This window comes from Alteromonas sp. ABH4_453 (assembly GCF_056160665.1).
On the sequence record NZ_JBSWXP010000002.1, the window covers coordinates 421,894 to 434,847 of the forward strand.

Genomic DNA, 12,954 nt, shown 5'->3' on the forward strand with positions numbered 1-12,954 from the left:
TTTATTTTCTTAAGGTGCAAGCCTTGTTTCTATCTCGCCTTATTCTCTGCGATTTTACAATACTAAGAAAGTATTTTTGATGGGGTTACCCTTCTATTAACGCTTTTACATTCGCTAAGGTATCAGCTTCACTCGCGGGCTTGTCCCAACGAATTCTATGAATACGGGGAAAGCGTAGCGCGACCCCCGATTTGTGCCTAGATGAAGGGTGTACAGCGTCGAAAGCCACTTCTAGTACCAGCTTTTTTTTCACTTCTCTTACCGGACCAAACCGTCCCACGGCGTTGCGTCTTACCCAGTTATCCAATTTTTTGAGTTCTTCATCGGTGAATCCCGAATAGGCTTTTCCGATAGGCAGAAGCTGACTGTCCTCCCAAGCGCCGAACGTGTAGTCAGAATAAAAGCTGGAGCGCTTGCCGTGCCCTCGCTGTGCATACATCATTACCGCATCCACAACTAGCGGATCGCGCTTCCACTTAAACCATTGGCCTTTGGGTCTGCCAGGGACGTATTTACTATCTAAGCGTTTTATCATCAGCCCTTCTACCGCACGATTTTGGCATACATGAGCGTGAAGCTGGCGCAAGGTTTCAGGGGAAGTGGCATTAAGCGTTTCAGAAAGAAATAAACGGCTGTTATTCGTCTTGTGAAACCATTCTTCAAGGGCTTGGCGTCGCGTTTTTAGTGTTTTGTCTGTTAGGTCTTCTCCATTAAGCACCAGTGCATCGTAGACGATAAGTCCAGCGGGGGCGGAAGACTGTAACGCTTTACTCGGTTTCTTTTTATTAAGGCGCTGCTGAAGCGCATTAAAGGTATCTACATCTGGCTGTGTGGCGGATGATGCTTGTTTTCCGCTTTTATCACTATTTGTGCTTTGATTAGCCACACTTTGGGCAGTCGATTCTTCAAATGGATGAAAGCCATGTTCTGCGTTATGGATAACCAGCAGTTCTCCATCTAGCACCATATTGCCGCTTACAGACTCAAGCAGATCAGGGAATGAGTGGCTAATATCATCGCCAGTACGGGAAAAAAGGGCTTTTTCAGGCTTATCATCATCGGCCTGACTATCTTTCTGAGTCTTATCATCAACAGTTTTATTCGACTTAACAACAAGCTGCACTCGAATTCCGTCGTATTTGTTTTCAATTTGCCAAGTGTCTTTGGTGAAAGCGTCGATGTCGCTATCTTCAATGGGGTGAGAAAGCATGACCGGGTGAAAAGTGACGGCGTTTTCAACGTCTGGCTTGTCGGCTTTTCCTTCTAGCCAACTCAGCATCTCTACATAAGGTGGGGTAACCGCATGCCACAGCGTCTCAATTTCTTTGATGTCCTTATTGCCGTAGTCGGCCAATATCTGTTTTATAGAGCGAGCCGACACACCTATACGTAATCCCCGCGTGCCTAATTTTAGTAATGCCCAGCGTTGGGCAGGTGTCATTATTGTTAGGTAATGGGCTAGCGTCTCAGAAACTTTCTGCTTACTGACTGAAGCGAACGTTTCTACCACTTCGGTAAGCGTGGGTAGTGACTCTGATGGCTCGCTGTAAGGCCATAAGTGGGCTACGGTTTCACTAACCTCACCGACATAGTCATAGCTCATGGCAAAAAGCTCGGGGTCGGTATGTTCGGTAATAAGCTTTTTTACCGTGTTTCGTTTAAAAAAGTCGAACCGCAATGTCCCTGCCATAGCAGCAATTGCCCAGCCTCGGTCAGGGTCTGGTGTACTAGCAATGTAGTCGGCGATAAGCTGCGCTTTGGCTTTGTTTCCAGTCGTGAAATACAGCTGTTCAAGTAAGTGACTGAATGCTTCCACTAATCGCCTCCTTGTTCTGCTTCATCATAACCGACTAGTGATAGCGCTCTGGCTTTAAACCCCATTTTTTCTGCCTGATACATCAGCGCATCTTCTCTGCCATGGGTTACCCACACTTCTTTCGGGTTAACTTCTTCAATGGTTTGAAGTAATTCTGGCCAGTCGCAATGATCAGAGATAATAAGCGGTAGCTCGGCATTTTTTTGCTTAGCGCGAGCGCGGATTTGCATCCACCCAGAGGCCACCACAGGGCGCACGTTAGGCAAGCTTCGTGACCACCTATCGGCAAGTGCAGAAGGCGGCGCAATGACTATCTCACCGGCTAACGTTTTTTTATCCGCGACCTCAGACACCGGAATTAACTCGCCTAAGTCTATTCCTAAGTGCTTATAGAGGTCACACAGCTTTAGCTGCGCACCGTGTAAGTAAATTGGCTTGGTGTAGCCCGCCTCGCGCAGCGCTAAAATAACCCGCTGGCACTTACCTAATGCATATGCGCCTACTAAATGACATCTTTCGGGGAACACCCGCAACGAATGAAGGAGTTTTTCAATTTCATGCTCAATGGGTGGGTGCTTAAAGACAGGAAGCCCAAAGGTAGCTTCGGTAATCAATACATCGCAAGGTACAACTTTAAAAGGCGGGCAGGTAGGATCGTGACGGCGTTTATAATCGCCGGAAACCACAACGCGGTAGCCTGCATATTCAATGAGAACTTGGCTAGATCCTAAAATGTGCCCTGCAGGATAAAAAGTGGCTTTTACATCGTTAAAATTAATACTTTCACCCATAGCTACAGCGTGTTGATGAGTAGCCATATCTTCACCGTAGCGGGTTTGCATAATAGCCAGTGTTTCTGGGCTTGCGAACACGCTGTAATGACCTGCCCGTGCATGGTCAGCGTGACCGTGTGTGACAAGCGCGGTGGCGACTTCGTTCATTGGGTCGATGTAAAACTCACCCGGCTCGCAATAAAGGCCAGTATCGTCAGTTTTTAACCAGGTTGATGGGTGCACTACTTATAGTCCTGATAAATCAGAGAATGCTTGTTACTACGTAATCAACCCCGGTAATCGACCACTTGATATGTACAAGGTAAATAACTCAACTCAGTGTGGACAAGCTAGCTTCGGTAAACTGTCACAAGATATGTCATTATGTATTGAGGTATTGAAAGAAATGAACTTTTTCTCTAGATTTGGCGTCTAGTTAGTGAGAGCGTCGCAGGGATGCTCATTTTGAATAAGGATATTGTCACGTGTTACGTTTAAGCACAGTCATGCTTGCTTCTTTAACTCTTCCCGTCTTTGCCCAATCAACTGATATTCAGCATGAAATCGCATTAGGTTTCTCTGATGTCCGTGATGCCGATGACAACTTTATTGGTGCAAGTTACCGCTACTATTTTGAATCAGTCAATATAGACCAGCAACCTTGGTCGATTAGCCCCTATCTTCAAAGAACGAACAATGTTTCTGTGGATTATTTTGGCATAGATAACATCGACAGCGTAAATGTTCGAGGAGAATGGTTTTACTCGAATGCACTGGTAATTCGAGGTCGTTACGGACGTGTAACCAACGACAATAGATTTTTTGACGAAACATTAAATCGCTATGCGGTAGAGGTGTCTACTTTTGCGAACCAAAATTGGGAATATGGCATTGGCATAGAGTACTTTCATCTAAATGAAGAGCTTTTCAGTTTAGATGACTCTGGCAGCAGTGAAGAGCGTTCAGATTCTGAATTTAGCTACAGTGCATTTGCAAGATATACGAGCTTTGGACAACGCGCTGGCAAGTTTCTTCCAGGCTGGGATACCAAGTTAAAAGCTACGCAGTTTGATGGCGAGTTCTCCGTCGAGCTAGATGCAGATTATTACTTCCGCCCTGATTGGAGCGTGGGCGTAACCTACATTCACGAAAGCAATGAAGTAATAGGCTCTGACAATGTTATTGAATTAGGTACTCACTACTGGTTTAACCCGCATTCATCTATCGAATTTGGGTTAGGCTATGATACTGACGAAAACCAATTAGGCTCGGCTACTTTGCTAGGCACTTTCAGATTCTAGATAGTTACGCCAATATGCCAAAGGACCAGGTTTTACCCTGGTCCTTTTGGGTTGAATCGGATATATATAACGTCTTTTAGTACAGATGTTAGCTATGAGGTTTTGTCTGCCTCTGTCGCCAACTCTTGCTCTGCAATCAAACCGGTATCTAGCTTACTTTGTTGCTTCTTATAAAAGCTGCGTAGGTACAGTCTTCGCCATAGTGCTTCAAATGGTCCCTGATCAAAATGCTTAGTAATAAAATTCGCCAGCAAAATTTGAATTGCCGTAAGCACAAGGGTAATTAACATCAAATCGAGCAGCGTCACGGTATAGGCAAAGTCGGGGTAGTAAGCGGGCATAATCACACGAAACAGCACAGCCAGAACAATGGATTGTGTTAGATAGAGGGTAAACGCCACCTTGCCGCAGTTAATAAGTGACTGATACCACCAAGTGGTAGTATTTTTCACTTTGATTAACAGATGAGCGTAGGCGAAAGCACAGAAAATAGCGGGGATACTGGTAAACATAGGAATAACATCCGACGTTACCTGCTCAAACATTAACTGAGGAATAACAGTAATAACAGAAGCGGCTACGGCAACTATAGCCACTTTCATAAATACAGAGGAAGAAAAGCCAAGGTTAAAGAAATCACTTCTATAAAGGTAGGCACCAAACATCATAAGCCCCATCGACTGCCACAGCATGGAAAAAGGTGCTGCAATCACGGTAGCAAGAACAAAAGAAGCCTGAACCCCAATTTGGAACAAATAACTACTTTGCCATTTTGTAACCTCTTCGGCGTAGGCATCACTAGACCTAAGGGGCGGTGCGCCACCGTAGTCGTATCCAAGCGTAAGTACTATGCCAAAAACAAGCATAATAATGCTGCCCACAATAAGATATTTAACGCTTTTTGCACGAAGCGCTTCTTGGTCTAACGTTAGGTGTTTTAGTACAAAGTAGGCGCAAAGGCTGTAATAAAGCAGTATGTCTCCGCCAAATACTAAAACACCATGTATTAACCCAAATAAAAATAGCCATTTAAGCCGAGATTTAGAAAAGTCTAGAAAGTTGTGCCCACGCTTTTGGCAAGCATCAAATTGAATCGCTAAACCTGCTCCAAACAACAGGCAAAATAAGGTGCGAAATCTTCCATCTAAGAAAAGCGCGCTAAATGTTGAGATAATCTCATCAGATAAAAGTGGCTCTTCAAAGAACGCGTAGCCGGTGTGAAAATTTTGATGGTATGCAATGTTTAAAAACAATATGCCAAGGATTGCTAAACCTCTAATGGCATCTATCGATTGAATTCGCATTTACGTTCCCTGTAATCCTATTTTGTAGTTTAGCGAGCGTGGTGTACTCGTTTACGTAGTGTCGACAATTAAAGTGTATCCGAATATTAACTATTGCTAATAGCTCTAATCCACTAATAAATAAAAAGTACAGGAGATACTTATTTTTTCAAGAAAGTTATATTGCGCTTAGCCTTGATGTTTATGGCAAAGGCAAAAAGTAAGGCGTTGGCGTATATAAACTTAACTAACGAATTGGCGTATAAAGCGGAAAAGGCAAAACAGATACTGTAAATGACATTACTTCCCTGCGCTTTCGCTAAGTGGTTTAAGCAAAAAGGCTGGCAACTACGTGCTTATCAACAGACCATGTTGGTGGAAAAAGATAAACATGACTGTACGTTACTGATAGCACCAACAGGGGCGGGTAAAACCTTGTCAGGTTTTCTGCCGAGTTTGGTAGAGCTGAGTGAGTTAAATGAAGTAAATGAATCAGCTGAAAACTCAGCTAAAAACAAGGGTAAGCAAGGTGGGTTTAATGGTTTGCATACCCTGTACATTTCACCACTTAAAGCGTTGACCCAAGATATTCATCGCAATCTGTTACAGCCTATTGAAGAAATGTCGCTGCCTATTACTGCTGAAACGCGTACTGGCGATACGCCTTCTCATAAGCGTCAGCGACAGCGTAAAAAGCCGCCTAATATTTTACTTACTACCCCCGAATCCCTTATGCTGATGTTGAGCTACGCCGATGCCGATAAGCTTTTCGGTAAGCTAAAACGCGTGATAATCGATGAAACCCACAGCTTAATGGCGAATAAACGCGGCGACTTTTTATCTCTTGCCTTAGCGCGATTAAGCGTGCTTTCTCCAAGCTGCAAACGCATAGGTTTGTCAGCGACCGTAGCATTTCCTGAAACTTTGGGCGCGTGGCTGGCAGGCAGTGACAGCGTTGCCAATATCATTAAAGTAAAAGCGGGGGAGAAGCCAAAAGTTGAGATGCTGCACTCTAAAGCGCGCATGCCTTTTGGTGGCTTTATGGCCCGTTACGCCATTGATGATATCTATGCTGCCATAGAAAATGCACAGACCACGCTAGTATTTGTTAATACCCGCGCTCAGTCAGAGCTGTTGTTTCAAATGCTGTGGGAGGCAAACAAGGCTGCATTACCCATTGCGCTTTACCACGGCAGTTTGAGCAAAGAACAAAGGCGCAAAACCGAAGCTATGATGGCGAGCGGTATGCTAAGGGCAATTGTGTGTACCTCTGCGTTAGAGTTAGGTATCGACTGGGGAGATGTAGACAAGGTTATACAAGTTGGTGCTCCTAAAGGCGTAAGCAGGCTGCTGCAAAGGATAGGACGAGCAAACCACAGGTTAGATGAGCCTAGCGAAGCGCTGCTCGTGCCAGCAAACCGTTTTGAAGCGCTGGAATGCCAGGCGGCGATCACCGCTATTGAAAAAGGTGAACTTGATGGCGAAAGCCCTCAGCCAGGGGCCCTAGACATCATTCCGCAGTTTATCTTGAACTGTTTATGTAGCAAAGCTGATAGCCCTGATAACTTGTATCAGGAGATACTTACTGCGACGCCTTATCAGGGGCTGGATAGTGATGATTTCGATAAGCTGTGGCGCTTCACCCAAGACGGTGGCAGTGCCCTGAATGCTTATGAACGATATCAGCGTTTAATGCAAAACAACGATGGCACTTTTGCGCCCGCAAATCGGCGAGTTATACAGAGACACAGGCAAAATATAGGCACAATCGTTGAGGCAGGACGCTTAAAGGTAAAGCGTATTCGTAGGGGAAACCAAGGCAAAATCATTGGCGAGGTAGAAGAGTACTTTGCCCAGCAGTTAACACCCGGAGATACTTTTTATTTTGCAGGCGAAATATTGCGGTTTGAGGCTATTCGCGACATGCAGCTACATGCTAAGCCTGCAAAAGCAAAAGAGCCAAAAATACCAAGCTACGCGGGTGGCCAAATGCCGCTGTCTACCTATTTAGCGGAAGGCGTACGGGCTATTTTGGCCAGTCAAAAGTCGTGGAAAGCACTGCCTTCACAGGTACAAGAGTGGCTTAAGCTTCAACAGGCGTTCTCTCAGCTACCTAGCCCTGAAAAGGTGCTGGTGGAGCAGTTTCCATTTAGGCAGGCGCATTATACCTTGTACTACACCTTCGACGGACGCAAAGCAAACCAAACCCTGGGCATGTTGTTAACTCGTCGAATGGAAAAAATGGGCATTAAGCCGTTAAGCTTTAGCGTGACCGATTACGGATTATCGGTAGCATCAGTAAACGCCATCACCCAAGGGCAGCTGCATCAGCTATTCCAGCCTGATATTTTAGGGGATGAGCTTGAAGACTGGATGTTACAGGCACCTATGCTTAAGCGTTCGTTCAGGCAAGTGGCGGTGGTGAGTGGGCTCACTGAACAGCGCTATCACGCCAGCCAAAAAACCATGAAGCAGGTCACGTTCTCCACTGACCTTATTTACGATACGTTGCGTGAACACGACCGCGACCATATCTTACTTAAAGTAGCTCGGGCCGATGCAGAGCGTGAGCTACTTGATTTACGGCGACTCGCTAATTTACTTATTCGCTATGTAGATTCAGCGACATTAGTGAATCTTGAAAAGCCGTCGCCCATGGCCATTCCTATAGTGCTGGATGTGCGCAGTGAGCAAGTGAAAGGCGCTGGTGCGCAGGCTATCATCGAGCAAGCTAATTTATATGCCGAAGCTGAAACCATGTTAGATGAAGTTCGCGCGTTACTCTCAGGGACTAGCGTTGACTAGGAAATATGAACTCACAAATGAAAAGAACAAGAGGGTAAGTTGGCAATAACCGACGCGTGGCTGACTGAAAAAGCCAGTCAGCGCCACATCACCATTACGAAATATGCAGACTACCTGTGGTTATTAGATGCACGTGGCGTGGCGTATTTACCCGCATGCGACTGGCTGATAGTGTCTGATCTTCACTTAGAAAAAGGTAGTTATTTACGTAGCTATGCCAATCCGTTGCCCAGTTTAGATTCAGCCGCCACACTCAAACGCCTGGAAAGCATTATTGATGATTACCAGCCCAAGCGAGTAATAAGTTTAGGGGATAGCTTTCACGACAAGCACAGTATGTCTCGTATGACCTTTGATGACCGTCAGCACTTGTGTAGGCTTGTTGATAAAGTGAATGAGTGGATGTGGGTAGAAGGTAATCATGACCCAGATTTACCCGACTGCATACCGGGTACGTCGTGTTTTGAAATAGTGTTAGATAATATTGTATTTAGGCATGAGCCGGAATTAAACGAAAAGCGAGCGCAAGTTATCGGTCACTATCACCCTAAAAAGCGCACCACTATATCTCGCCGTCGTTACTCAGGTAAATGCTTTACCAACAACGAAAACTTACTTGTGATGCCAGCCTTTGGTCAGTTCACTGGTGGGCTGGATATAGATGAAGAGGTAATGCTAACGCTTCTGCCAAAACGTTCACGACAGGTATTCATGCTCTACGACAACATTATATTTAAAGTATGAACCACCAAAATGGGGTCAGAGTACATTTCCACCGCGGTAGAATTTAAAAAGGGGTCAGAGTACATTTTGTGACATAGACTTGTCTTGGAAAATGTACTCTGACCCCATTATTTAGGCTAGTCGCGCCAGCGCTTGGTTAGTTCGTCGTAGGCATCTATGCGGCGGTCGCGGAAGTAAGGCCAAATGCGCTTAACCTGTTCGGTACGTTCCATATCAAGCTCTACGGTTAGCGTGGTTTCACCGTCGGCTTCGGCTTTGGCCAAAATCTCACCTTGCGGGCCTGCTACAAAGCTTTGTCCCCAGAACTGAATGCCTGGATCACCTTCAACTGGTGAAGCTTCAAAACCAGTGCGGTTTGCCACGATAACCGGTACTGAGTTTGCCACAGCGTGAGAACGCTGAATGGTTTCCCATGCACCATGCTGACGGGTACGTTCTTCTTCTGTGTCAGTTAAATCCCAGCCGATTGCGGTGGGGTAGAACAACAAGTCCGCACCTGCCATCGCCATTAGACGCGCCGCTTCGGGATACCACTGGTCCCAACACACCAATACGCCAAGTTTACCTACGCTGGTTTCAATAGGTGTGAAGCCCATATCGCCCGGTGTGAAGTAAAACTTCTCGTAAAAGCCTGGGTCATCAGGAATATGCATTTTACGGTATTTGCCCGCAATTTCTTTACTGCGGTCGAACACGACTGCGGTGTTGTGATACAACCCTGAGCCGCGCTTTTCAAATAGCGACGTCACTAATACGATATTGTGCTTTTCAGCGAGTTCACCGAAAAAGTCTGTCGCTGGGCCTGGAATTGGCTCAGCCAAGTCAAAGGCGTTAGTATCTTCTTGCTGGCAAAAATACAGGGTGCTATGCAGTTCTTGAAGAAGAATACACTCGCAGCCTTCAGCCGCTAATTTAGCAATTTGTTCGGCACTTTTATTCCAGTTCGTTGCTTTGTCGTTATCAGCAACGGCCTGTTGTACCAGACCCACTTTTAGCTTAGCTGGGCGCATGTATAGACACTCCTTTTTTTAAGGTGGTGATAATTGAATCTTTTAACGTATTTGTGGGAACCTGCATGGAAATGCAATGCAAGCTGCCATATTGTCTTACGAGTACACTGCAATCGATTGGTTCAACAATATGATTAGGATGTGCTCTTTGTACAGTCTCAATGGCTTCTGCGTCTTCCTCTTCACCGTAAACAGGCAATAATATTGCGTTGTTACAAATTAAGTAATTTGCGTACGATGCCGGCAGGCGATCCCCTTCGTCATTTACAATATTAGGAAGCGATAAATGAAACTGTTCATGATCAGGCAGTTCAAGGGCGCACTCGTCGCACAACGCTTTCAACCCTTCAAAGTGACTGTCATTAGGACGGTTTTTACACGCCTGAATCACTAAGCCTTTGTTCGGCGTGAAGCGCACTAAGGTGTCTATGTGGCCGTCAGTATCATCGCCTTCTAAATGACCATGCTGCAAAATAGTAACTTTGCTGCAGCCTAGCATATCTTTAAATGCGTCTTCGTAAGCACTTAGCGACATGTCACCGTTGCGTTCAGGGTTAAGTAAACACTGTGCGGTGCTTAGTAAGTGACCGTCTTCATCAATTTCCAGCGCGCCACCTTCAGCCACAATTGGGCTGCTGCGAAGCACAGATTTACACATGGCGGCGAGGTAACGCTGATTAGCCAGGTTATCTTCAGCGGCGTTAAATTTGTTTCCCCAACCGTTAAAACGAAATTCTACAGGTGAGCCATTGCCTTCGTTGTCTTTACAGGTAATAAAACCATAGTCGCGCATCCAGGTGTCGTTAAAAGATGCTGGAACAATAAGCACTCGGGCGCTCTCGGGTAAACGAGATTTAAGACCGTCAACGTCATTTGGCGCGCACAACAAAATAACACCAGCACTATTGCGGTTTACTGCTGCAATCACATTTAGATAGGTCGCTCTCGCCTCTTCCAACCATGGTGCCCAGTCGGTGTTTGCGTGCGGCCATGCCAATATAACAGCATCAATGTTATGCCATTCAGGCGCCATAATACGGTTGCCGTGCATAGTAGAATTCCAAGTCGCTTTTAAAATAGGGTTCGGATTATAGCTATGCCTAAGCAGGAGACCAAGGCAAATGGCGATGAAATTAATTGGCGGTGACGATTAGTGATAGCGCTTGTGAAGTAAAGCGCTATCACTATTAACCGGGAAAGGCTTAGCTTTGTGTCGCTGTCATGCTGTCTTTTTTGAGGTGTTTATTCAGAAACTTTATTAGCGCGTTATAGTATCTTGCTTCGTCCTCTACATAATCGAATCCATGCCCTACGTCGTCTAATACCATCCACTCATGTTTAATATTATTATCTTTTAACGCAAAGTGAAGGCGATAAGCATGCTCTATATCTACCACGGTATCGTCAGTACCATGTGCAATAAACACAGGCTTGGTAATACCTTTAAATTGATACAGCGGTGAGTATTTGAACAGTTCTTCTTTTTGCGTACTAGGGTTTCCAATGATCTCAGTTAGTAGAGTCATGATATCGTCGTTTTGGACGTCACTTCGCTGAAATTGTAATGCGAGATCGGTAACGCCAGCAAACGAGGCGGCGCACTGATAAAGTTCAGGAGAACGAATAATGCTATACAACGCAGAGTAGCCTCCATAGCTCCCCCCAATTATGCATACATTTTTAGCATCTATATTGTGATGTGCTTTCGCATATGACAATGCTTGTTCAATATCATCTTCAATAAGACGTCCCCACTGCTGCATACCTTGCTGCTTGAATGATTTTCCGTACCCTGACGAACCTCTGTAGTTAACCTGCAGTGTGGCGAAACCGGCATCAACAAGTACTTGAATGTTGCCTGAGTAGTGTCGAGAGTCGTTTACGCCAATGGGGCCGCCATGTGGGATAACAACTAACGGAGGTTTTTTTGCTTCAGGCAATGTCAGAAACGCTTCTAAATCTACCCCATCGTCAGACTTGAGTTTGAGTAGGGCGGTCTTGCTAAGTTTTTTGTCTGAAAGCCAAGGGTATAAATCCACAAGGTGACTAAAGGTGTCGCGTTGGCGATTGTAATAAAAGACTTGCTCTGGATTTGCACTATCATCTGCGACAAACAAAATATTGCTACCAGAGGCGTCCATGTCAATCGCGTAAACGCCATCAATTTTGGACTGGGTCTTTAAGCGAGAGACTAATTCGTTGTAGTTATTGGAGAAATAGAGTTGTTTGCTCATTCCTTTTTCAAGAAAGGAGACACCTATGATGTCTTTTGTCTCAGGGTGTTTGAGAACGCCTGTTAAATCGTAATTTGGGTGCTCAAATATTATGTCTTCAAACTGTTTGCTTTGTGTATTAAAGCTACGCAAATTTATTTTATCGCTACGGTGGTTAGTTAGAACAAAGAGTTTATCGCCTGATTCGCTGCCACCTACCACTTTAACAGCGTCGTTTTTATCGCTCTTCCACATTTCTTTGTAGCGATATTTACGAGGCTTTGACCCCGTTCTTGCAAAAACTTCGGTTATGCCATCAACAGTTCTGCTTCCACCTAAACGCCAGCCTCTTGCATCAAAAATCCAGTCTTGTAAATCAGGGCCAGACTTATTTAGTTTTAATTTGCGGCGGAAGTCACTTTCTGTGATTTTCTGAGATAAATCTAAGTTGAATAAGTCAACATAGTAATTGTATTCGTCATCATCTTCGTAACGAGCAAAAATAGCATGGGTTGGTTTATTGGGAAGTGTGTCTAACCAATGACCCGGTTGTGAAATGTATGATAATCGAAACGGAGGATTGGGTGACTTAGTGCGATCGGCAAATTCCACAATGACATAGCGATGGAATCGACCATTAGAGTATTGCTTCAATGAGATGAAGTTATCAGAGAGCCATACTAATTCAGCAATATAATTAAAGTGCCGTTCCCATGACATTATTCTGTTTGAATGTTGAACGTGCATTTGCTGACGCTCAAATGTAATTGGGTCGTCTTTTGTACCGCGAACTAAATCGTGAATTATCAAATTGTATGAGTCACTCTTAGGTTCAATGTAGGCAATTGCTGTACCCGAAGGATTTACCGAAAATAGTTTGTACTTTGCATCTTTAAAAAAAGACTCGGTTTGAAAATCGGTAGATTGAGCAGTGTCGGCTTGCGTTTGTAATGAAACAAGAGTTAAGACGGCTATTGAAAGAGTAACCAGCAGTTTATTGATAGACATC

General features: G+C 44.9%; 9 protein-coding genes. 3 read left to right on the forward strand and 6 right to left on the reverse strand.

What is annotated here, in order from left to right; genetic code table 11:
* Window positions 1-85 precede the first annotated feature (85 nt).
* Both ACXAGV_RS05285 and ACXAGV_RS05290 read right to left on the reverse strand, forming a co-directional pair.
* Complete coding sequence (locus tag ACXAGV_RS05285) at window positions 86-1,816, reverse strand: cisplatin damage response ATP-dependent DNA ligase (protein ID WP_474872360.1); 1,731 nt, start codon at window positions 1,814-1,816, stop codon at window positions 86-88.
* A complete protein-coding gene (locus ACXAGV_RS05290; RefSeq protein WP_474872361.1) occupies window positions 1,816-2,832 on the reverse strand; it encodes a ligase-associated DNA damage response exonuclease in 1,017 nt (338 codons plus the stop codon). The genes ACXAGV_RS05285 and ACXAGV_RS05290 overlap by 1 nt, the downstream gene beginning before the upstream one ends.
* Before the next feature lie 242 nt (window positions 2,833-3,074).
* Between ACXAGV_RS05290 and ACXAGV_RS05295 the strand changes: the two genes are divergently transcribed.
* Window positions 3,075-3,890, forward strand: a complete 816-nt coding sequence (locus ACXAGV_RS05295) for a putative porin (RefSeq protein WP_474872362.1) — start codon at window positions 3,075-3,077, stop codon at window positions 3,888-3,890.
* A 92-nt stretch (window positions 3,891-3,982) separates the two neighbouring features.
* On the opposite strand, the gene ACXAGV_RS05300 is transcribed toward ACXAGV_RS05295, so the two are convergent.
* Window positions 3,983-5,194: a DUF418 domain-containing protein gene (locus tag ACXAGV_RS05300; protein WP_474872363.1), complete on the reverse strand. Its 1,212-nt coding sequence runs from the start codon at window positions 5,192-5,194 to the stop codon at window positions 3,983-3,985.
* Window positions 5,195-5,467: 273 nt separating this feature from the next.
* Between ACXAGV_RS05300 and ACXAGV_RS05305 the strand changes: the two genes are divergently transcribed.
* Window positions 5,468-7,978, forward strand: coding sequence for a ligase-associated DNA damage response DEXH box helicase (locus tag ACXAGV_RS05305; RefSeq protein ID WP_474872364.1), 2,511 nt, complete (start codon window positions 5,468-5,470; stop codon window positions 7,976-7,978).
* A gap of 39 nt (window positions 7,979-8,017) precedes the next feature.
* On the forward strand, window positions 8,018-8,722 hold the full coding sequence (gene pdeM / locus ACXAGV_RS05310) for a ligase-associated DNA damage response endonuclease PdeM (RefSeq protein ID WP_474872365.1): 705 nt from the start codon (window positions 8,018-8,020) through the stop codon (window positions 8,720-8,722).
* Between the two features lie 116 nt (window positions 8,723-8,838).
* Here the strand turns inward: pdeM and ACXAGV_RS05315 are convergent, their stop codons facing one another.
* From ACXAGV_RS05315 to ACXAGV_RS05325, 3 genes are all read right to left on the reverse strand, one after another.
* A complete protein-coding gene (locus tag ACXAGV_RS05315) occupies window positions 8,839-9,732 on the reverse strand; it encodes a carbon-nitrogen hydrolase (protein ID WP_474872366.1) in 894 nt (297 codons plus the stop codon).
* The gene (locus tag ACXAGV_RS05320; protein ID WP_474872367.1) at window positions 9,719-10,783 is read right to left on the reverse strand and encodes an agmatine deiminase family protein; all 1,065 of its coding nucleotides are present in this window, start codon (window positions 10,781-10,783) and stop codon (window positions 9,719-9,721) included. The genes ACXAGV_RS05315 and ACXAGV_RS05320 overlap by 14 nt, the downstream gene beginning before the upstream one ends.
* 151 nt (window positions 10,784-10,934) lie before the next feature.
* The gene (locus ACXAGV_RS05325; protein ID WP_474829457.1) at window positions 10,935-12,953 is read right to left on the reverse strand and encodes an alpha/beta hydrolase family protein; all 2,019 of its coding nucleotides are present in this window, start codon (window positions 12,951-12,953) and stop codon (window positions 10,935-10,937) included.
* Window position 12,954: the final 1 nt, after the last annotated feature.